The following is a 20,052-nucleotide window of genomic DNA, read 5'->3' on the forward strand; positions in this document are numbered from 1 at the left end:
GTAGATCTCACCGTTGACTGCGGTTCATCTCATATGTGACGATAACGTCAGTTGAGTCGGAGGCGTCGACAAGAAGGACTTCCACTGTGATCGATCGCAGAACCCTGCTGGGCACCCTCAGTGCCGCGACGATCTCCGGGGTTGCCCTCTCGACCTTGACCTCCGCTACGACACTGACCTCCGCTACGGCATCGGCTTCCACCGGCCCGGCCGCAGCCGGGGTGATCGACGTCCATTCGCACATGGTTCCCGACTTCTACCTGCGCGAAGCCCTCGCGTCGGGCATCGCATTTCCCGACGGCATGCCGAAGTGGCCGAGCTGGTCGGTGGGCGAACACCTGCAGATGATGGACGGCTGCGGCATCGACAGAGCGATCCTGTCCGTCTCGTCGCCCGGAGTGCATTTCGGCGACGACGGCAAGGCGGCCGACCTTGCCCGACGCGTCAACGACTTCGGGGCCGGTGTTGTCGCGAGTCAACGCCGACTCGGATTCTTTGCGTCGCTGCCGCTCCCGAACGTCGTCGACTCGACGGTCGAGGCAATTCGTGCGCTCGATCAGCTCGGTGCCGACGGAGTGACGGTGATGTCGAACGCCGGCGGGATGTACCTGGGCAACGCCGTGCTGACGCCACTGCTCGCGGCATTGGATGCGCGATCGGCAGTCGTGTTCGTGCATCCGACCTCGCCGCCGAATTCCGCTGCCGTGTCTCTCGGGCGCCCGGCACCGATGATCGAATTCCTTTTCGACACAGCGCGAACCGTCGTCGACCTGATTCTGCTGGGTGTGGTCGACCGATTCCCGAACATCCATTGGGTGTTCACGCACGGCGGCGGAGTACTGCCGCTACTGGCGGACAGGGTCGACTTCTTCAGGACGCAGATCGGCCTGGGGACGCCGACGACGCCGGATGTACTGCAGCGCTTGTGGTTCGACCTCGCCGGTACGCCGGTCCCGCGGCAGCTGCCCGCGCTGTTGTCCACCGTCGGACCCGATCGGCTGGTGTACGGCAGCGATTACTGCTTCACGCCGATCACCGGCGTGCAGGAGCAATTGCGATCACTCGACGCCGGTGCTGCGAACGGCGGACTCGAGAACTGGCGCGCGGCCACATCCGTCAACGCCCGCCGACTGCTGAAACTCTGATCCGAAGGAGGCGGGTAATGCCGATGAAAGCGCAAGCACTGCAACCGATCTCCGAACAGTGGGATTGGCAGATGAATGCTGCCTGCCGCTCGATGCCGGTCTCGATGTTCTACCCGCCCCTGGGGCTGCGGGGATACTCGTTGAGAAACCTGGAGCGACAGGCCAAGCTCGTGTGCGATCGATGCCCCGTGATCGCGCGCTGTCTGCAACATGCACTCGATACGGACGAAAGGCATGGAGTCTGGGGTGGATCGACCGCACACGAGCGGTCCGCGATGGCCCGCGTCAACCCTGACGGGCGGCGTTCGCGACAATGACGTCTCGAAGGTACTGCGCAAGTCCAGCGGCAATATCGTTGTAGTGCTTGGCAAATCGCTCGTCGGCGATGTACATCTCCGCCAGGTTCACCTGCATCTCGTAACCGCAGTCGTAGTACCGCTCGATGGAAGCCCGATGCCGTTCGGCCAGTTCCCCGGCCTCGGCGGAATCCGGCGACACACCCCGCTGCATGGCGGCAGCGAGATCCGCTTCCAGTAGGTCCGTCTCTTCCTTGACGGCCTTCCAATCGTCCTTGGTGAACGACGCCGTTCGCTGCTGCGACTGCTTCCACTCGTCGGTCTCGCCCCAACGCTGCTCGGCCTCCTCGGCGTACTCCTCGCCGGGCCAGTTGTCTCCGAAAATCTCGCGCTGCTCCTCGGGAGTCAGTTGCATACCCATCTTCTTCGCCTCCATCATCTTGTCCACGGCCGCAGCCATTGCGTGCAAGTGATCGATCCGCTCGTTCAACAACTCTCGCTGCCGACGCAGATGCGCCATGGCATCCACCGCCGGATCGTCGAGCAACGCTGCAATGACCTCGAGCGGAAACCCGAGTTCGCGGTAGGTCAGTACCTGATGCAGCCGTTCGACATCGGCCGACGAATACGTCCGATAGCCCTTGGGGGTTCTCCCCGACGGCACCACCAACGCGATCTCGTCGTAGTGATGCAGCGTCCTGACGCTGACACCCACCAACTTCGAGACCGCGCCGACCTGCATGCCTGCCGAACCGTTCGCGGACGAATCACTCACGAAGGACACTGTGCTGCCTCCCGTGACGTGAGGGTCAAGCCTCCGATGACCGATCTCTAGCGAATCACACGTTCGCAGCCGGAGGTCGGCACGCCGGCCAGACGTTGCGCGAGCCAATCGTATGCGCCGGGACGGCCGTTGGACTGGGCGAGTGTGTGGTCTCCCGGGACCTCTTCGAGATGGACCGAAGCGCCTGCGGCGCACCATTGGTCCTGCACGGCCTCGGCACCTTCCTTGGGGATGAGGAAGTCCTGCAGGCCCTGGTAGATGTACACCGGCGCGTCCGGCTTCTTCTGGCCCATCCGGTTTTCCTCGACGACGGCCTTGGTGATCGGGTGCTCGAAGACATCAGGGACGCTGGAGAGGTTTCGCTGATCCAACAGCAGTAGTCCCGTGTAGGACAACACATCTACGCATTGATCCTTCTGCGCCAGAGCCAGTCGCTTGCCGTTGTCGTTGGCGAGCTGCCGCATCTCGGGGTACTCCCGGGACAGTCCGATTGTCGCCGCCGTGAACAAGCCCGATCCGATCTGACCGTTCAACGACGTCTGCAGAATCTTGTAGTCGGTCGGCGGACCACCGAACGCGACGCCGGCGATGTTCAACTCCGGAGCATATTCGGGAGCCAACTGCGCTGCCCAACCCGAGGCGATGGCACCGCCGGAGTAGCCGGTGATGCCGATCGGTGCATCCGCGCCCACTCCTGCGCTCTGGGAGGCGCGCAGCCCGTCGAGCACGGTGTGTCCTGAGACGAGACCGGCCGAGTAGGCCTGCCGGGGGCCCTGATAGTCGGTGACGACCACGGTGTAGCCGCGATCGAGCAGAATCCGTACCTGATCGATCTCCTTGTTGTTGCCCCGCGGGAGGGTGTACGACGGCGCGCACTTGTTTCCGAGCGAGTCCGTTGCCTCGTTGTACGCGATGACGGGCCGGTCACCGCCTCCGGTCCACGGTGCGTCGGGAGTCAGCACCGTCGTCGCCGCCGCGATGGGCTGGTTCTTGGAGTCGGTCGAGCGGAAGAGCAACTGCACCGACGACGCCCCGGGCGTCACCGCGACATCACGGCGGTTGAGCACTGCCCCCGGCTGGAGATTCTCGTATCCGGCAGGCGGATCGAACCATGGATCACCGAGTGAGGTGGGGAGATACGCATCGGGATCGCTCGGCGGTGAGATGAAGTCCTGAAGTGGATCTGCTTGAGCCGACCCTGCGAACGACAGCATCAATGCTGCAGCTCCGGCCAAAACGAATGCCTTGCGCATGTATTTCCCACCCCAGTAGCTCCGTACGCCCCGACGTCCGGTAGACCACTGCCCATCGTGCCACAGGATAGGCCGACTTCGACCCTGTGAACTGAGCCGAAGACCAGGTAGGTTGTCTGTTACTCCGAACACTACTCACCAGTAGGGACATCGAAATGCCTGCACCGTCCGCCTCGACCTTCTCTCGGCTCGCTGATCTCATCGCCATTCCCGACGCCGAATCGCGGCCGACGAAAACCATCACCGAGGTGTTCACCGGCAAGGAGCTGGCGACCATCCCGGTCGGTACCGCTGCTGATGCGACGGCAGCGATTGCACGCGCACGCACAGCGCAGGCGGCATGGGCCAAGCGCCCGGTGTCCGAGCGTGCGGAGATCTTCCACCGGTACCGAGACCTCGTGCTCGCCCACCGCAACGAGCTGATGGACATGGCGCAGGCCGAGACCGGCAAGTCCCGCGCCGCGGCTCTCGAGGAAGTTCTCGACATTGCGATGACCTCGCGGCACTACGCGCGCACCGCCGCGAAGCTGCTGGCACCCAAGAAGGTCACCGGAATGCTGCCGGTGCTGACCAAGACGCGAGTTCGATACCAGCCCAAGGGAATCGTCGGGATCATCTCCCCATGGAACTACCCAATGACCCTCGCAGTGTCCGACGCCATTCCGGCTCTGCTGGCCGGCAACGGAGTGGTACTCAAGCCCGACAGTCAGACGCCGTACTGCGCCCTCGCCTGTGTCGAACTGCTCTACAAGGCAGGCCTTCCCCGCGACCTGTTCGCCGTGGTGCCGGGTCCGGGTTCGGTGGTGGGAACCGCATTGGTGGAGAACACCGAGTACGTCATGTTCACCGGCTCCACCGCCACGGGTCAGCTGCTGGCCGAGCAGGCGGGACGTCGTCTCATCGGGTTCTCTGCCGAGCTCGGCGGAAAGAACGCGATGATCGTGGCCAAGGGGGCCAACCTTCGGGAGGTGTCCGACGCGGCCGTCCGCGCCTGCTTCTCCAACTCCGGTCAGCTCTGTATCTCCATCGAACGTATCTACGTCGAGAAGTCGATCGCCGCAGAGTTCACCGAGAAGTTCGGTCAGCGGGTGCGCAACATGACCCTCGGAGCCGACTACGAATTCGGCGTCGAAATGGGAAGCCTCATCTCCGAGGACCAGATCAAGACCGTCTCGTCTCACGTCGACGACGCAAAGGTCAAGGGCGCGACCGTGATCGCAGGCGGCAAGGCTCGCCCCGACATCGGCCCGCTGTTCTACGAGCCGACGCTACTGGCGAACGTCACCGAGGACATGGAGTGCGCGGCAACCGAAACCTTCGGCCCGCTGGTGTCGATCTACCCCGTCACCGACGTCGACGAGGCGATCGAGAAGGCCAACGACACCGAGTACGGACTCAACGCCAGCGTGTGGGCCAAGACCAAGGCGCAGGGCGAAGCCATTGCGGCGCGGCTGCATTCGGGCACCGTCAACGTCGACGAGGGCTACGCGCCGACGTGGGGAACCACCGGTGCGCCGATGGGCGGCATGGGCGTGTCCGGCATGGGTCGCAGACACGGCACCGAGGGCCTGCTCAAGTACACGGAATCGCAGACGATCGCCACGACGCGTCTGCTCAATCTCGGCGGACCGCGCGGACTTCCGCCGAAGTTGTGGGCGAAGATCATGCCGCCGTTCGTCAAGGCGCTGAAGTACATCCCGGGTCGGTAGACAGGACACGCAACCTCGACGACGAGGCGGTTCTACGTCTTTCGTAGGACCGAGATGCTCAGGGCCCTGCTGTAGATCGAGTCGGTGTCGATCGAGTCGGCATCGACTCGATCGAACATCGGCCACGACTGCAGATCGATTCCCTCGTCGTCGAGTGCAGTCGTGGGTATGTCCCACAAGATGTTTCCGGTTCTGACGTCGATGCCTCGTAGTACCTCGGGGCCGAAAAGAGTGGCGACGTCGCCGTCCAGTGCGCCGACCTCGGCGAATCCGCCGGACTCGCGACTCCACAACGTGGCTCCGGTGTCGAGGTCGATTGCGGATTCGGTGGCCGTGTCGTTGTTGCGGAGCAGCGCCACCGAACCCGCGACGGCGTAGGCGAGCCCGTTCGTTTCCAGGAATCGCGCGGCGGGTTCGGAGATGTCTGCTGGAACAGCCCAGACCAGACCGTCGTTGGTCCACACCGGATCGGGCATCGACGGTCGGTATCCGCCGGTGCCGAGCAGTATTGGTGTCGACTCGGCCGGAGAATCGAACGACGGTTGCTGCAGGGTGACGGAATCCGTTGCAGCGACGGCGGATCCATCGGCATCGACGACCTCCGAGCCCGTGACCGTGCTGGGGTCGGAGCAGTCGGTCCGTACCACCCGAACGTTGCCGTCGAGCGAGGCAGTGCCGGACCGAGCGCAGTCGGGAGCTGTTCTGGACCAGAGGTTGTCGCCGGTGTCGAGGTCGAAAGCGAACAGGCCCTGATCGTCGTCGAACAGTCCGATTCCGCTCTCCGTGTGCAGCGTGGAGGCGTAAAGCGACTGCGCCGAATCGAACTGCACCGACCAGTCTGCGTCGAGAGCGTCCGCGGTGCCGCGCGACACTGTTGGCTCGGCCTTATCCGCCGCATGCGAGGTGTAGACGTGGCCGCCGGACGTCGTCAGATTCGTGATGGGGAATGCCGCGTCCCGAGTGGTCGACTCTCCGGATTCGCCGTCGACAGTGAGGATTTCGGAGCCCGAGCCGTCGTTGCCGCGAAAGCAGACGACGTGGCCGTCGACGAATTCCCTGCCGCAACCCACGATGTCGTCTGCGGGAACACGCCAGCGCACCGCCCCGTCGGCGATGTCGAGACCCACCAGGGCGGCGTCGAGGTACTCTCGTCCGTCCGGACGGCCGACGAGGGTGACAACCGTCGACCCGTCGGTGATGGAACCGGATTTCGTCGAGTCGGTCTCGCTGCCTCGCACGGGATCGCGGAATTGTCCGTCCGACACGTCGAGGTCCGAGGGCGACAGGGTCCAGCCCAGACCGGGTGCCGCGCCGGTGGCACCGTCGACCGGTGTGCCGGCCGGAGGCGGCTGTTTCTCGGCCGCGCACGCCCCGCAGGCGATGGCTGCTGCCAGGAGCACCGCGGCGGCGGACAACTGGGAACGACGTGTCATGGAAGGTGCTCCCGGGAAAAAGGTGGGCGGTCTGTTCCGTCAGCATAGAGAACGAAAATTCCCCGCACTCCTGACGGGGTGCGGGGAATTCTTCGTCGTGCTGGGCCTAGTTGACGCTGTGGCCGTTCAGTCCGGCATTCGCGTAGTGATTGCGGCTGTCGGGAATGTGGTTGTCTCCCAACACCCGAGCGATCTGCTCCTCGCTGAGTCCGAGGCGGCGAAGCCGCTCGCACACTGCGTCGAAGTCGATCATCTTCGCATCGAGTTCCTGTTGCAGTGCAACAACTTCGGCGCGAATGGTCTCGGCCTCGTCGAGTGCGGCCAACGTGTCCTTGGGCTCGGGCAACAGCAGGGCGAGCAGTCGATCACGTGCGTCGGTGCTCAGACCCTCGAAGGGGCGCTGCCCCGGCTGGGCCTCGTGCCGACCCTCGATGCGGCGACTCTCGATGCGTCGATCGGCTTCGTACTCTGTCTCGTAGTCGGTCGAGACGTACTCCTGAGTTGCACCGAAGGACGGGATCTCGGCGAACTGATCCTTCGACTCGTCCACCGGTCCTGTTGCGGGAGTCGAGGCAATGTCGATCGTCTGGCGCAGTGGACGATTCGGAATGAAGATCACTGCGATCAGCGTGACGATCGCAACGAAGCCGGCGATCATGAAGATGCGTCCGGTCGCATCACCGTAGGCGGTGCGGATGACGCTGAGGATCGGTGCGGGCAGTGACGTCAGATCGAGTGATCCGCCGCCGCTGGCCGAGCTGTCCACGCCGAGCTGAGCCAGACCGGACGCCGACTTCTCGGCCACTCGGGTAGCCAGCAGGGAGCCGAGAACCGAGACGCCGATCGCGCCGCCGAAGGTACGGAAGAAGGCAACCGTCGACGATGCTGCACCGACGTTCTGCACGCTGACCGTGTTCTGCACTGCGAGAACGAGATTCTGCATCAACATGCCGGTACCCAGGCCGACGATGGTGATGAAGATGCCGACAGTGACCAGGCTGGTGGCGTGATCGATCGTGCCCAGGAGCAGGAATCCGACGACCAGCAGAACGGAACCGGTGACGATGAACGGCTTCCACTTTCCGAACTTGGTGATGAGCTGACCCGAGCCGACGGAGGCGACGAGCATGCCGAACACCAGTGGGATCGAGAGCAATCCGGCTTCGGTGGGGGTGTAGCCGCGAGCGGTCTGGAAGTACTGGCCGAGGAAGGTGGTGGCTCCGAAGAGGCCGACACCGACGGCGATGGACGCGACGATGGCCAGGCCGGTGGTGCGCTCGGTGACGATCTTGAGCGGGATGATCGGCGACTTGTGCCGAGCCTCGACGATGATCGTCAGGACGAGCAGCAGAACTCCGCCGCCGACCAGGTATGCGGTCTCACGGGAGATCCAGTCGTAGTAGTCCGCCTTGCCTGCGAACGAAACCCACACGAGGAGAACGGAAACGCCTGCGGTCAGCAGCAGTGCGCCGAGCCAGTCGATGGAGACGTTGTCCTTGCGGACGGTCTTGATGTGCAGTGTCTTCTGCAGCAGGCCGAGGGCGATGACAGCGAGCGGCACGCAGACGAAGAAGCACCAGCGCCAGCCGAGGGGGCTGTCCACGATGACGCCGCCCAGGATGGGGCCACCGGACATCGACACGGCCATGACAGCGCCGGTGTAACCCGAGTAGCGACCGCGATCACGCGGGGAGACGATGGTGCCGATGATGGCGATGACGAGTGCCGTCAAACCGCCCATGCCGATGCCCTGCACCACACGCGCGGCGAGCAGCAGCGGAACGTTGTGCGCGAAGCCGGCGATCAGCGAGCCGGCGACGAAGATGACGATCGCGCTCTGAACCAGGACCTTCTTGTTGAACAGGTCGGCGAGCTTGCCCCAGATGGGCGTCGACGCGGCGTTGGCCAGCAGTGCGGTGGTGATGACCCAGGCGTACGCGGTCTGCGAGCCCTTCAGGTCACCGATGATGGTCGGGAGTGCGGTCGAAACGATGGTGGTGCTCAGCAGCGCGGTGAACAGCGCGGCCAGCAGACCGGTGAGGGCTTCGAGGATCTGGCGATGCGACATTGCATCGGGATCGGCGACTGCCTGATTGGGCGGATTCTCCGCTGCTGTGGTCATGTCTTATCTCGCAATCAATTCAATGCGGGCCACGTCCTGGTGCTGGGCGTGGGCGTCTTCGGTGAACGTGTCGTTGAGCTTGCGGATGGAATCGAGGGCATCGAGTGCCTCGGTTTCACTCCACTCGCTCAACATCTCTGCCAGGCGTCGTGCTCGCCTGTCCCAAATCTGTTTCAGTCGAGCCTGACCTTCGTCCGACACGCAGACCCGGGACGCCCTTCGGTCGTCCGGATCGGGATGCCGATCGATGTAGCCGAGGTCGACGAGGTCCGCGATCTGCCGGCTGAGGGCGGACTGGCTGACGCAGAGCCTGCTGGCGAGGTCGGTCTGTCTGCATTCACCTTCGGTCGCCAGGATGGCCAGAACTCCGGTCAGCGCCTGCGGCAACGGTGAATCCTCGACTCCGGTGGTCACGGCCCGCTTCAGCGTGCGCCCGAAGAGGAAAACCTCTTCGACCAGCGACTCCGCCGTCGTGGATTGAACTGCCATGAGTACTCCAACACTGAGTTCGATTTACTTGCTGTCTGCAACCATATATATACATACATGCGCTAAGCAAATAATATTCCTGTCTGGTGAATCACAGTGACGGGTCTGCTGGGGCTCGGGGAGATCCACACGGGGGATCAGCTCCCCGGATATGGATTTGTGCCTCCGATTGCGGGCACAAATCCGAAACTGGGGAGCCGATCCGCGGTCGAGGGCGGCTAGTGCACGTAGAAGAACGACCGCCGGACGGTCAGCGCGACGGTCTCACCCACCTGCGGGCGCGGCCCGCGTACCGAGCAGCGGAAGCCGACGTCGCCGCTGCGCACCAGCACATCACTGGCATCACGTCCGAACAGCGAGGAGGTCACGGTGCCACTGATGTCGCCGTCGGACACGATATCGATGTCGGTCGGCAGGACCGCGAGTGTCCCGGGTCCGGTGCCGTCGGATGCCAGTGTGAGGGAGCCGGAGGTGAAAGTCCCCTGCGAGACGGTGCCGTCGACGAGGGTGGCGTCGGACAGGAAGCGGGCGACGAACGCCGACTTCGGGGCACGCACCACGTCCTCGGGTGTACCGACCTGCGCGATGGTGCCCTGATCGAGGACGACCACCCGGTCTGCGAGGGCAAGGGCCTCGGTGCGATCGTGCGTCACATGTACGACGGTCAATCCTGCTGCGCGCGTCAGCGCCCGAAGCTCGAGGCGAAGGCGATCGCGTAGAGGCTCGTCCAGCGCCGAGAGTGCCTCGTCCAAGAGCAGCGCCCGCGGCGACGAGACCAGAGCGCGAGCGAGCGCGACGCGTTGCCGCTGGCCACCGGAGAGAGTTGCCGGGTCCCGCTTCTCGAGCCCCGGCAGCCCGACGAGCTCGAGCACGTCGGCTACCTTCTTCGTACGCTCCGATTTGGATACCTTGGCCAATTCGAGCGGGTAGGAGACGTTTCGGCCGACGGTGCGGTGCGGCCACAGTGCATGCTGCTGGAACACCATCCCGAGCTTGCGAGCCTCGGGAGGCGTCGAAACGTGTTTGCTTGCCACAACATCCGGGCCGATGGAGATGGAACCGGCGGTCGGCGTGAGGAAGCCGGCGACAGTGCGCAGCAGCGTGGTCTTCCCCGAGCCCGACGGTCCGACGAGTGCGACGAACTCTCCGTCGGCGATGTCGAGATCGATTCCCTCCACGCCGACCGTGCCGTCGTGGTAACGGAGGCCGAGATGTTCGATCGTGATGGCAGACATCGGATTCCTTCTTATCGGCGTCGGACTTGCGGGCGTCCGGCTCGGGTGGAGGCGACCAGGCCCAGACCAGCGAATCCGACGAGCGCGACGAGTAGGGACAGTGCAGAGGCGGCGTTGTAGTCGCCGGCCTGCTGCAGGTTGAATATGGACACGCCGAGGGTCTGTGTGCCCGGAGCGACGAGAAGCACCGACATGGTCAGCTCCCGCACTGCAGTGAGGGCGACGAGTACCCCACCGGTGACTGCGGCGGGGATCGCCATCTTCCACGGCACGTCCCGCAGCGACCGAAGATGGGATGCGCCGGAGGATCTCGCGACTTCTTCGAGGGCCGTCGGCGTGGAACTCAGTGGCGCGCGGACGGCTTGGACGACGATCGCGAGGAACGCCATGACGTAGGCGCACAGGATGACCCACTTGGTGTCGAACAGTCCGGTGTAGCGTCCGATGATCAACCAACCGACGGCGATGACCAGGCCGGGAATTGCCTGCGGCAGCATGGCAGCCAGGTCGAGGCCGACGTTGTCGCGGGATCGGGTGCGGGTGGTGAGCACGCCGATGGCCAAGCCGAGGAATCCGCAGACGAGAGCCGCCCCGAGGGCCAGCGTCACCGAATTCTGAATGCCCACCAGGGTTCCCGGTGCAGTGACGGCACTTTCGATACTCTGCAGCGTGAGATTTCCCCAGGTGAGCGGTACGCCGGGGGCCGGCAACAATGCCTGAGTTGCCAGCGCCAGGATCGGCAGCACCGTCAGGGCCAGCCCAAGGATCCATACAGCGACGCCTGCCGGAATTCGACTGCGGCCCAGCGGAAGTGACTGTGGGGCCGTGACTGCGCCGTCCAACTGAATCGATCGACGGCCGAGAATGCGATCGATCGCGACTGCGACCACGGCGAATGCGAGGAGTCCGATGCCGATGGTCGAGACCACTTCGAGCGGTCGATCGACGGTGCCCGACTGGATGTATCGGTACACCATGGTCGAGAGCGTGACGTAGCGCTCGGGCAATCCGATCAGGGCCGGAATGCCGAAATCCGCAAGATTGGATACGGCCGTCAACGTCAGTGATGCCAGCAGGGCCGGGCGCAGCAGTGGCAGCGTCACGTCGCGCATGGCCCGGAACGGTGATGCTCCGGCAATGCGAGCCGCCTGTTCCAGATCGCCCGGTACTCGTCGCAGCGCTGCCGAGATGATCAGGTACGCAAGCGGATACGAGTGCACGGTCAGCAGGAAGATCACGCCGTCACCGCCGTAGATGTTCCACAGCGGTCCGCCGCCGAACGTCTCGCTCCAGAACGAGTTGATCATTCCGCTCGGGCCCAGCAGTCCCGTCCACGCGATCGCGCCGACGAACGGCGGAATCAGCAACGGGCTGAGCAGAATCAGACGTAGTACCGAGCGACCGGGCAGATCGGTGCGATCGAGAACGAGGGCCATGATGGTCGCGATCGCCACCGCCGCTGCCGCCGACAGACCTGCAGATACGACACTGTTGGCCGCAGCCGAGGCGATTCCTCCGTCGAGCAGCTCCTGAATGTGGTTGCCACCCAGACCGATCGAGACAACGGCGGCCAACGGTGCGCCGATCAGAGCCAGGACGGCCAGCCACAGGCAGGCGCGTACCCAGGTGACGCGGTCAGCCAAGAAGATCGTTGAACGTGGCGACGGCATCGGGCTGCGAGGCGGTGATGGTGTCGAGGTCCGGGTTCAGCAGTGCGATGTCGTCGAGAGCAGGCGCGCCCTCGGGCGTGCCGACGTCGGACCGGACCGGCAGGTACTGCTGCTCGACGGCGATCTCCTGACCGCGCTTGCTGACCAGGAAGTCCACGTACTTCTGTGCAGCCTCCTGGTTGGCCGAGTCCTTGAAGATGCCGGCCGGCTCGGAGATGTACGGGACACCGTCGGTGGGGTACGACGCCGCGATGGGCGAGCCCTTCTCGGCCAGCTCGCGCACCAGGTAGTCGACGACGATCCCGACCGGCTGGGTGCCTGCCGCGACCGCCTGAGCGACGGGACCGTTGCTCTCGGCGACCACGGGCTCGTTGGCAACGAGGTCTGTGAGCCACGGAAGCCCGAGGTCTTCCTGGCCGAGCCACACCGCGGTGTTGAACGCTGCCGCGCCGGACACGTCGGGATTGGGCAGCGTGATCTGGCCCTTGTACCGCGGATCGGCCAGTTCTTTCCACGACGTCGGAGGCTGCGAGACGGCCCCGGTGTTGTACGCGATGACCGTCGGGATGATGCGGGTGCCCACGTAGTAGCCGTCGGGATCGACGACGTTGGGATCGAGCGCATCGACGTCGGCCGGGGTGTACTGCAGCAGCAGGTCGTCGGCCTTGTACTTCTCGAACGTCGGAGCGTCTGCGGCGAGTAGTACGTCGGCACCGATGGAACCGGTCTGCCGTTCGGAGGCGATGCGGGCATTGAGATCGCCGGTGCCCGCGCGGAACACCTGCACGTCGATGCCCGGATTCTCGGCGGTGAACTCGGCGTTGAGAGCATCGATCTTGGCCTGCGGCTCCGAGGTGTACACCGTTAGCGTGCCGCTCGTACCGCCGCTGCTTTCGGGGGCCGCCGGTTCGGAGCAGGAGGCAAGGGTGAGAGCGGCTGCGAGACCGAGGATTCCACCGGCGGCGACGCGAGAAACGATGTTCACTTCAGACTTCTCCTGAGAAATATCGAGCACGGAAGCTGCTCATGCTTCCGACCGTAACTGACACGCTGACGTGTGTTGTGGGAACTGCACATGTCGTCGGGGTGAACGAGCAGTCGGGTCGGTGTGGCGGTTGCGGAGAACGGACGTCCCCGCGGGGACGTTTTCGGCGATACAGTCCGAACATGGACGTTGTGCGCGCGATGCCCCTGCTCACGGTCACCGATCTTGATGCGACGCTGGATGCTTATGTCCAGGTCACCGGCATGGAGGTCGTGATGAACCACGGTTGGATCGCGACGCTTGCTCCGGCCGGCGACAGCTCGGCGCAGCTGAGTCTGATCACCACCGACCCCACCGGACCGGTGAACCCGTCGGCGTCGATCGAGGTGGACGACGTCGACTCGGCCTATAGAGCTGCAGTCGACGCGGACCTCGAGATCGTCTACGAGATCACCAACGAGGAGTGGGGCGTACGCCGATTCTTCTTCCGCGATGCGGGCGGCAATGTGGTGAACGTGCTCGCCCACATGTGAGGTCAGTTGGGGTGCAACAGAGTTCCTCGTAGAACACCTCGAACGGTGCGGGTGGCGACGGTGATCCAGGCCGCGAGCAGTGCCGCATACAGCACTACGGCGAGGGCATGGACGGCGCCGAAATCGAGGGCACTACCCAGGGCAGTCGCTCCGGTGACACAGGTGCCGATGGGAAACGTGAACGACCACCACGTCAGCGAGAATCCCATGTTTCTGCGCGCCGCGTACACGGTGAGTGCGGCGGCGAGCGCGAACATCAGCACTCCGAAGCCGCCCATGATCAGCCCGTAGCCGATGCCGAACACGTGTAATCCGACGGCGATCGACGCCTGTGAACCGGTGAACACCATCGATGCATCGGTGCCGAGTAGGTTTGCCGCAGTAATCGACTGACCGATCAGTCCCAAAGTGATCCACACCGTCGGAGCCGCGTCGACGGGCGGTAGACCGCCGTGCACGAGACGTCCGTAGATCAGCGTCAGCGTGATCATCCCGATGATCAACGACAGCCCGAACATCGCGTAGCAGGCGCACAACAGAGCCAGCCGCCACTGACCCTCGGGCAGGTGCGGAAGCAGCAACGCCCCGGTCGACGCCGACACCATCGGCGGGACGACAGGCATCAGCCAGGCCGGCAGGGCGGCGACGTTGCGGTGATCGGACGTGGTGATCATCCGATACGGAACGGCGACGCTGGTGAACAGGCCCGCGGGCGTTCCCGTGATCCACAGGATGGCGAACAGTGCGGTCGACGCCGAGGGGCCGAGCACATCGGCTCCGAGGAGACCGGCGCCTGCACCGACGGTCAGCAGTGCCATGGGCGGGGCTCCGTAGAACTGCACCATCACCGGATGTCGTGCGTACTCGACGGCCCGGTCGCGATGGCCGATCCAGTGCAGTGCGAAGGCTGTGCCGATGACGACCAGCGCCGCAGTGGCACAGACCCAGACGGCGACCGCGAAGATGTGCAGAGCCGGGAACTGCACCGGCAACGTTGCGGCTGCGGTGGCGACGATGCCGGTCCCCATCACCGCGGCGAACCAGTTGGGGGTGATGTGTTCGAAGGTCCGGCGGTGCGTATCGGTCTCGGTCTCGGTCGAGATCGGGGCGGGGACTGTCACGGTCATGTGTTCAGCCTGCGCGGTGCCGCGCCCGCTCGGTAGGCGCCGGTTTGTTCACCGGTCATAACGTGGGGTTATGGCTGTGTCTTCGCGGCCACAGCCAGCAACTCTGCGGCCGGACCGGTCGGGATACGACCGGACGGCCAGATCGCCCTCAACTCTCGGCGCAGCGTCAGCCCTGGGATCGGCACCTGGATCAGCGTTCCTGCGGCCAGCTCGGGTGCAACGGCCAGTGAGCTGAGGACGGCACCGCCGATTCCTGCGCCGACAGCCGATTTGATCGCCGTCGTCGACGAGACCTCGAGGAGCGGAGCCGCCGGTTGCCCGAGCCCCGCTGCGGCCAAGGCATTTTCGTAGGCCGAGCGCGTGCCCGAGCCCGTCTCTCGCGTGACGAGTGCGGTGGCGACGATCTCGGGGGCGATGGGCGGGGTGCTGACCCACGCGTGTCCCGGCGGTACCACGAGCACCAATTCGTCGGTGGCCATGGTCCGATGATCGAGACCTGCAGGTATTTCGGGACTTTCGATGAAACCGATGTCTGCGCTACCTGCCAGCACATTCTCGGCGACCACCGTGGAGTTGCCCGAACTCAGGGTCGGCACGATGTGCGGAAGATGCGCATGCAGCGTGACCAGCCAGCGTGGCAGAAGATATTCTGCGACAGTCTGACTCGCAGCGATCTGCACGTGGCCGATCCGTTCGGCATGCAGCGCGGCGATCGCCGTCGCCAAGTCTTCGGCCGACCGGACGACCGGTGCGGCCCAACTTGCGACGAGCTCGCCGAACTCGGTCAACACCGTTCCGCGTGCGCCCCGTTTCAGTAAGGGTGCGCCGACACGACGCTCGAGTGCACGAATGCGGGAACTGGCCGCCGGTTGTGACATACCGTGAGCCCGCCCCGCTCGCCCGATACTGCCGAGCTCGGCCACCGACAGCAACAGATCGATGCTGGTGAGATCGGCAACGTGAGGGGGAAGCGGCACAGGGCGAGCCTACTTTCGTCAGTATTCGCTGAACAGGTCCAGCTCGCCGTCGGGTTCGGTGCTGCCCTCTGTCTCTACTGTGTCCTCGGGGTCGTCAGGATCGCTACGCTCGTGCAGCACCGAGCCCACCAGCGCGGTGACGTCGATGGCTGCGGGATCGGGGATCGGATGCCCCTCGACGAAGGCGAGTCGCTCGGCCGACAGGTACGCCAGCCGCACCGCCTGCACGACGAGGACGCGTCGTAGGCCCTCGGAGACCTCTCCCCGTTCACGAGTGACGGCGGCCAAGCGTGAGATTGTCTCGGCGCGGCGCGCGATACGGATGTCGGGGTGCCCGCGCTCGCGACGGGTCTGCTCGGAGATCAGCGACCGACGCAGCGATGCGGGAAGCGCAATGGGCTGCGAGACCGGCGGAATCTTCTCGTTGAGGATTGCTTTGTGTCGCGATTTGTCGATGGCCTCGAGGTAGGCCGTGTACTCGTGGGCATTGAGATCGCGCTCGGCAGCCCGGAAGTGCTCTGCGCCATCGGACTTCTTGAGGTCCTCGTACTGCCACAGTGGCCAGATCTCGATCTCCGCGACCTCGAACACATCGAGTACCCGCATCGCGACGGCGTCGGTTCGCTGGTTGGTCAGATGTCGTTGCACTCGGACACTGAGCTTCTCTTTGGTCTGTCCCACATAGATCGGTTCGCCGTCGTAATCGTAGAACGCGTACACGCCCCACTTGGCTGCCGACCACACTCGCCCCTGATCGTCCCTTTCGCTCAGCACTTCTCGTAGCGCTGTGCGAAAGGACTGCACGTCGTCGGCCGGCAGGGTGCTCTTTCGCGGCGCGACGGCCGACGCCCGCAGTGAGGATCTACCGTGACTGGACATGTGCCGCAGCAGAATTCAGGGCCGTCGAATTGACGAGAGATCCGGTGACGAGCGGCATCAGGTAGTGCTCGGCGAGCCACGCGACCACGGGTACGCACACTGCGTCGCCGAAACCGAAGAGCGCCTGATTGTTTCGCAGACCATCGAGCGTGTAGTCGCCGGCACCCATCAGCCGGGCATACTCCACCGGCGTCATCCAACGCACCTGCAAGCGGCCGTTCCCTATCTTGACGACGGCCTGCTTCGACGAGCCGCCGCGGGCGGTACGGAGGCACCCGGAGATGTCGTCGGGTCGAGCCTCCCACACCGCGACGCCGTTACGAGTACGGCGGTAGGCGGTACGGTAGCTGACCTTGCGGGCCTTCTTCAGAATCTCGATGCGCTGCAACTGAATCGGCGACAACGACTGCACGAACGCCGCGGTACGGTCGGCATCCCACCACCGCGAGTCTCGGTAGTCGATACGCTCGACGACATCACCGAGACCACTGGTCAACGGAATGGGTGGACTCGGTAGCGGTGCTCGATGTGTCAGCAACGTCGAATCGCCGTACACCGCCTGCAGCCAATCGGGTCGTAGCTCACTGTTGGGATCGCGGGCATCCTCGGGTGGATTCTGCGCACCGATCAAGAACAGGCGCGGACGCGATTGCGGGACGAAGCGTCGAGCATCGATGGTCAACACATCCACCGAGTAACCGAGCTCGTTGAGCTCCCGGACCGCCGCAGCCAGATCGTCTCCTCCGTGACTGGTGGCCAAGCCGACGACATTCTCGAGCGCGACCACCTCCGGGCGCGCGGCACCGAGTTCACTCAGCACCCGCGTGAAATGCCGGAAGGTCGACGAGTTCTTGCCCGCGAGACCGGCCCGGCCACCGGCCAGCGACAGATCGGTGCACGGAAACGATGCCCACGCCAACGACAAGCCCTCGGGCAGATCGTGACCGCGAGTTGCGGCGACATCGCCCAGCTGAAAATGGCCCGCATCGTCACCGAAATGCTGGCGATACATCTGATGCTTGTCGCGCTCGATGTCGTTGGCCCAGCGCACCTCGAAACCGGCCTGCTCCAAGCCCATTCGGACGAGACCGATGCCGGCGAAGAACTCTGCGACCGTGGGGATACCGTCGGCCGCGGACGCCGAAGAACCACCCGGCACCACAGTCAACTTCGGCATGCACCCAGGCTAGTACAGACTCCCGACAGACTGACCTGTCCGGTCATTCCGCAGGCTCCACTCCTGCCCTACGCCGTGGTTGCCAGCGCCGCCGCCAGGCCGAACGCCACCGCCAGTAGACACACATGCGAGGCTGCACGGCCCAGTGAGTACTTCACGGTGGATCTGTGCGCGGCGGCGCTGGGCAACCACGTCCGGCGGATTCGGTTGGCCACCGCGACGAGGATCACGGTGATCAGAACCTTGGCGAGAACGATTCGGCCGTAACCGGTCTCGACCACATCGGCGATGCTGTCCAGCTTGAGGACCGCGTCCAGCACGCCGGTGCCGGCGACTGCGAATACGCACCAGAAGGCGATCCCGGAGTAGACCGGCAGCAGCGTCGCCCAGGCGGACTTGCTCCGCAGACTCAGCGCCATCGCACCGAGAACGCCGAGCCACACCGATGCGAACAACACATGCACCGCAACGGCAATGGAGCCGAACGCAAACTGTGACATGTGGCCGGTGATCGGGCGCGCGACCAGGGCGAGGGACGCCAACACGATCACCGGAATCGGAGACCAGTCTGCCTCACGTCGATAGCCGGCCACTCCGATGGCGCACAGGGCGAGCGCAAGAATCACGGTCGCCGTGCCCAGTCGACCAACCGAGATCTCGGTCGCGAACGAGGTGAATACGCTCGGCGACAACGTCAACGGTGTGCGACCGGCAGAATCTGCAGCGGCCGAGATGAGCAGAACGAACTCGGCCACCGCCCACAGCCCCGACAGGAATCCGATCGCTCGCCACATCACCAGCGGGTCGACGGCGGGGCGTCCGGAATCGGAATTGCCGTCCATGACAGCGAGAACGCCGAACCCCAACACCACCGAACCCGAGGTCACCGCAACCACCCGCAGCCACGACGACCCGCCGGGGAAGGTCGGGTACGCGAGCGCGAATGCGGCCGCCACCCCCAGCAACGACGCGGCTGCGGCGGCGAGCACGAGCCGAACGCTTCTCTCGCTCACCGCAGCCACGCCCGTCCTACTTCTTGGTCTTCGGCTTACGCAGGGCGAACCCCAACGCGCCGGCGAAGGCCAGAACGGCAACCACGATCAACACGATGTGTCCGTAGCCGCCGAGGAACCCGCTCTCGGCCTCTTCCGAGGTGCCCGACGCGTCGGCCGGTGCCCCCGGAGTTCCCGAACCCGCCTGAGTCAGCGTGAACGTCGCAGTGCCGCTCACCGGATGACCGTCGGCCGAGGTGATGCGATAGGCGAGGGTGTATTCGCCGGTCGGTCCCAGCTCGCCGACATCGACGACGACACTCTGGCCCTCGATGCGGGCGTCGCCCTTCGACCAGATGTTGCCGTCGGGTCCGACGACGTTCAGCGTGGCGAACTGCGACTGCGGTACCTCGTTGAACGTCACCGAGGCCGTGGCCGGAGACGCGTCGAGAGAGGAGCCGTCGGCCGGGCTGTATCCGGTGACCTGCGAGTGCGCCGACGCGATGGGGGCGGCGATCAGCAACGTCAGCAGCGCTACGACCAGTGCCTTCGCATAAAAGGCCAGCGCCCTCACGAGCGCCGGGCCCGGATCGTTGCGCCGATGCCGAGGCCTGCGCCGACGGCTCCGAGCACCAGTCCGACGCCGGCGAGCCAGCGAGCGGTGTTGTCGGAAGTCGACGCCTCCGACGATGCCTCGGCGGTCTCGGTGGTCGCCGACTGCATGCCACCGTGCGCCTCGCCGCTGGCCGCGGCGAGAGTCAGAGTGGGAGCGGGCAATTCGGGCTCGCTGCCGTCCTGTGCCATGGGCTCGTTCCACTCGACGACCTCACCGTCGGTGTAGGTCTGCGTGGCCGGGAAGGAGACGGTCTCCTCCGCGGGCAGCGGGCCCGCCGACAGCAAGAACTGCTGGAACTGACCGGGGCCGACCTCGGCACCGGGGTTCGCCGTCCACGTCACCGACACCGCGAGATCGGCCGAGTCCTTCTCGACGGTGGACGTCCAACCCGGGATGGGCTGCGTACGAGCAGAATTGAGGCCCGGCAGGGTGACCTTGACCGAACTGGTCGAGGCGGTGTCGGACTCGGTGGGAACACGGAACGTCAGCACCGAGTAGCCGCCCTGCTCGGCGTCGGGAGCAGAGACGACGACGTGTGCCGATGCCGCGCCTGCGCCGATCAGCAACGCGCCGAGGGTGGCCCCGGAAACGAACAGGGCACGGGAAAGAGAGCTCTTCATGAGTATTGAG

Annotated in this window: 19 protein-coding genes; 4 read left to right on the top strand and 15 right to left on the bottom strand. The window is 65.0% G+C overall.

The genetic code is table 11. The features are described 5' to 3' along the window. The first annotated feature begins 86 nt into the window (after positions 1 to 86). Positions 87 to 1,145, top strand: coding sequence for an amidohydrolase family protein (locus BH93_RS01510; protein ID WP_242459090.1), 1,059 nt, complete (start codon positions 87 to 89; stop codon positions 1,143 to 1,145). A gap of 104 nt (positions 1,146 to 1,249) precedes the next feature. Further along, a complete protein-coding gene (locus BH93_RS01515; protein ID WP_242459265.1) occupies positions 1,250 to 1,462 on the top strand; it encodes a WhiB family transcriptional regulator in 213 nt (70 codons plus the stop codon). Here the strand turns inward: BH93_RS01515 and BH93_RS01520 are convergent. Beyond that, positions 1,431 to 2,183, bottom strand: coding sequence for a MerR family transcriptional regulator (locus BH93_RS01520; RefSeq protein ID WP_037175151.1), 753 nt, complete (start codon positions 2,181 to 2,183; stop codon positions 1,431 to 1,433). The two genes, BH93_RS01515 and BH93_RS01520, sit on opposite strands and share 32 nt — an antisense overlap. 89 nt (positions 2,184 to 2,272) lie before the next feature. Then, positions 2,273 to 3,478, bottom strand: a complete 1,206-nt coding sequence (locus BH93_RS01525) for a lipase family protein (protein ID WP_037174860.1) — start codon at positions 3,476 to 3,478, stop codon at positions 2,273 to 2,275. Between the two features lie 155 nt (positions 3,479 to 3,633). On the opposite strand from BH93_RS01525, the gene BH93_RS01530 reads away from it, so the two are divergent. Further along, a complete protein-coding gene (locus BH93_RS01530; protein WP_037174859.1) occupies positions 3,634 to 5,187 on the top strand; it encodes a succinic semialdehyde dehydrogenase in 1,554 nt (517 codons plus the stop codon). A 32-nt stretch (positions 5,188 to 5,219) separates the two neighbouring features. Here BH93_RS01530 and BH93_RS01535 read toward each other — a convergent pair whose 3' ends face one another. The 6 genes from BH93_RS01535 to BH93_RS01560 form a co-directional block, all read right to left on the bottom strand. Further along, the gene (locus tag BH93_RS01535; protein ID WP_080739116.1) at positions 5,220 to 6,620 is read right to left on the bottom strand and encodes an outer membrane protein assembly factor BamB family protein; all 1,401 of its coding nucleotides are present in this window, start codon (positions 6,618 to 6,620) and stop codon (positions 5,220 to 5,222) included. Positions 6,621 to 6,726: 106 nt separating this feature from the next. Continuing rightward, positions 6,727 to 8,688 (bottom strand): MDR family MFS transporter, encoded by a 1,962-nt coding sequence (locus tag BH93_RS01540; protein ID WP_155291044.1) that lies wholly within the window; start codon positions 8,686 to 8,688, stop codon positions 6,727 to 6,729. Positions 8,689 to 8,745: 57 nt separating this feature from the next. Next, complete coding sequence (locus tag BH93_RS01545) at positions 8,746 to 9,231, bottom strand: MarR family winged helix-turn-helix transcriptional regulator (RefSeq protein WP_032380909.1); 486 nt, start codon at positions 9,229 to 9,231, stop codon at positions 8,746 to 8,748. Positions 9,232 to 9,449: 218 nt separating this feature from the next. Continuing rightward, positions 9,450 to 10,466, bottom strand: coding sequence for an ABC transporter ATP-binding protein (locus tag BH93_RS01550; RefSeq protein WP_037174855.1), 1,017 nt, complete (start codon positions 10,464 to 10,466; stop codon positions 9,450 to 9,452). 11 nt (positions 10,467 to 10,477) lie between these two features. Next, positions 10,478 to 12,136: an ABC transporter permease gene (locus BH93_RS01555; protein WP_052065265.1), complete on the bottom strand. Its 1,659-nt coding sequence runs from the start codon at positions 12,134 to 12,136 to the stop codon at positions 10,478 to 10,480. Beyond that, a complete protein-coding gene (locus tag BH93_RS01560) occupies positions 12,102 to 13,121 on the bottom strand; it encodes an ABC transporter substrate-binding protein (RefSeq protein ID WP_037174853.1) in 1,020 nt (339 codons plus the stop codon). Before BH93_RS01560 ends, BH93_RS01555 begins: the two co-directional genes overlap by 35 nt. Positions 13,122 to 13,303: 182 nt before the next feature. On the opposite strand from BH93_RS01560, the gene BH93_RS01565 reads away from it, so the two are divergent. Continuing rightward, the gene (locus tag BH93_RS01565) at positions 13,304 to 13,654 is read left to right on the top strand and encodes a VOC family protein (RefSeq protein ID WP_037152660.1); all 351 of its coding nucleotides are present in this window, start codon (positions 13,304 to 13,306) and stop codon (positions 13,652 to 13,654) included. 2 nt (positions 13,655 to 13,656) lie between these two features. Here BH93_RS01565 and BH93_RS01570 read toward each other — a convergent pair whose 3' ends face one another. The 7 genes from BH93_RS01570 to BH93_RS01600 all read right to left on the bottom strand — a co-directional run bounded on the left by BH93_RS01570 (position 13,657) and on the right by BH93_RS01600 (position 20,042). Further along, entirely contained in the window at positions 13,657 to 14,781 is a 1,125-nt protein-coding gene (locus BH93_RS01570; RefSeq protein WP_037174852.1) for a TDT family transporter, read from the bottom strand. Between the two features lie 68 nt (positions 14,782 to 14,849). Next, positions 14,850 to 15,758 carry a LysR family transcriptional regulator gene (locus tag BH93_RS01575; RefSeq protein WP_037174850.1) on the bottom strand — a complete coding sequence of 303 codons (909 nt, stop codon included), beginning with the start codon at positions 15,756 to 15,758 and terminating at the stop codon, positions 14,850 to 14,852. Between the two features lie 18 nt (positions 15,759 to 15,776). After that, complete coding sequence (locus tag BH93_RS01580; RefSeq protein WP_052065264.1) at positions 15,777 to 16,637, bottom strand: GIY-YIG nuclease family protein; 861 nt, start codon at positions 16,635 to 16,637, stop codon at positions 15,777 to 15,779. Beyond that, on the bottom strand, positions 16,621 to 17,814 hold the full coding sequence (locus BH93_RS01585; protein WP_242459091.1) for a DNA cytosine methyltransferase: 1,194 nt from the start codon (positions 17,812 to 17,814) through the stop codon (positions 16,621 to 16,623). Before BH93_RS01585 ends, BH93_RS01580 begins: the two co-directional genes overlap by 17 nt. A 68-nt stretch (positions 17,815 to 17,882) precedes the next feature. Next, complete coding sequence (locus tag BH93_RS01590) at positions 17,883 to 18,827, bottom strand: copper resistance D family protein (protein ID WP_242459092.1); 945 nt, start codon at positions 18,825 to 18,827, stop codon at positions 17,883 to 17,885. A 16-nt stretch (positions 18,828 to 18,843) separates the two neighbouring features. Continuing rightward, positions 18,844 to 19,380 carry an MprA protease, GlyGly-CTERM protein-sorting domain-containing form gene (gene mprA / locus BH93_RS01595; protein ID WP_155291022.1) on the bottom strand — a complete coding sequence of 179 codons (537 nt, stop codon included), beginning with the start codon at positions 19,378 to 19,380 and terminating at the stop codon, positions 18,844 to 18,846. Next, on the bottom strand, positions 19,377 to 20,042 hold the full coding sequence (locus tag BH93_RS01600; protein WP_037174849.1) for a YcnI family copper-binding membrane protein: 666 nt from the start codon (positions 20,040 to 20,042) through the stop codon (positions 19,377 to 19,379). The genes mprA and BH93_RS01600 overlap by 4 nt, the downstream gene beginning before the upstream one ends. Positions 20,043 to 20,052: the final 10 nt, after the last annotated feature.

The organism is Rhodococcoides fascians A25f (assembly GCF_000760935.2).
Lineage (GTDB): Bacteria > Actinomycetota > Actinomycetes > Mycobacteriales > Mycobacteriaceae > Rhodococcoides.

Coding starts and splice junctions, on each gene's coding strand:
- BH93_RS01515 (WP_242459265.1), top strand. CDS start 1,250: ATGTTCTACCCGCCCCTGGGGCTGCGGGGATACTCGTTGAGAAACCTG.
- BH93_RS01520 (WP_037175151.1), bottom strand. CDS start 2,183: ATGCAGGTCGGCGCGGTCTCGAAGTTGGTGGGTGTCAGCGTCAGGACG.
- BH93_RS01525 (WP_037174860.1), bottom strand. CDS start 3,478: ATGCGCAAGGCATTCGTTTTGGCCGGAGCTGCAGCATTGATGCTGTCG.
- BH93_RS01530 (WP_037174859.1), top strand. CDS start 3,634: ATGCCTGCACCGTCCGCCTCGACCTTCTCTCGGCTCGCTGATCTCATC.
- BH93_RS01535 (WP_080739116.1), bottom strand. CDS start 6,620: ATGACACGTCGTTCCCAGTTGTCCGCCGCCGCGGTGCTCCTGGCAGCA.
- BH93_RS01540 (WP_155291044.1), bottom strand. CDS start 8,688: ATGTCGCATCGCCAGATCCTCGAAGCCCTCACCGGTCTGCTGGCCGCG.
- BH93_RS01545 (WP_032380909.1), bottom strand. CDS start 9,231: ATGGCAGTTCAATCCACGACGGCGGAGTCGCTGGTCGAAGAGGTTTTC.
- BH93_RS01550 (WP_037174855.1), bottom strand. CDS start 10,466: ATGTCTGCCATCACGATCGAACATCTCGGCCTCCGTTACCACGACGGC.
- BH93_RS01555 (WP_052065265.1), bottom strand. CDS start 12,136: ATGCCGTCGCCACGTTCAACGATCTTCTTGGCTGACCGCGTCACCTGG.
- BH93_RS01565 (WP_037152660.1), top strand. CDS start 13,304: ATGGACGTTGTGCGCGCGATGCCCCTGCTCACGGTCACCGATCTTGAT.
- BH93_RS01570 (WP_037174852.1), bottom strand. CDS start 14,781: ATGACCGTGACAGTCCCCGCCCCGATCTCGACCGAGACCGAGACCGAT.
- BH93_RS01580 (WP_052065264.1), bottom strand. CDS start 16,637: ATGTCCAGTCACGGTAGATCCTCACTGCGGGCGTCGGCCGTCGCGCCG.
- BH93_RS01585 (WP_242459091.1), bottom strand. CDS start 17,814: ATGCCGAAGTTGACTGTGGTGCCGGGTGGTTCTTCGGCGTCCGCGGCC.
- BH93_RS01600 (WP_037174849.1), bottom strand. CDS start 20,042: ATGAAGAGCTCTCTTTCCCGTGCCCTGTTCGTTTCCGGGGCCACCCTC.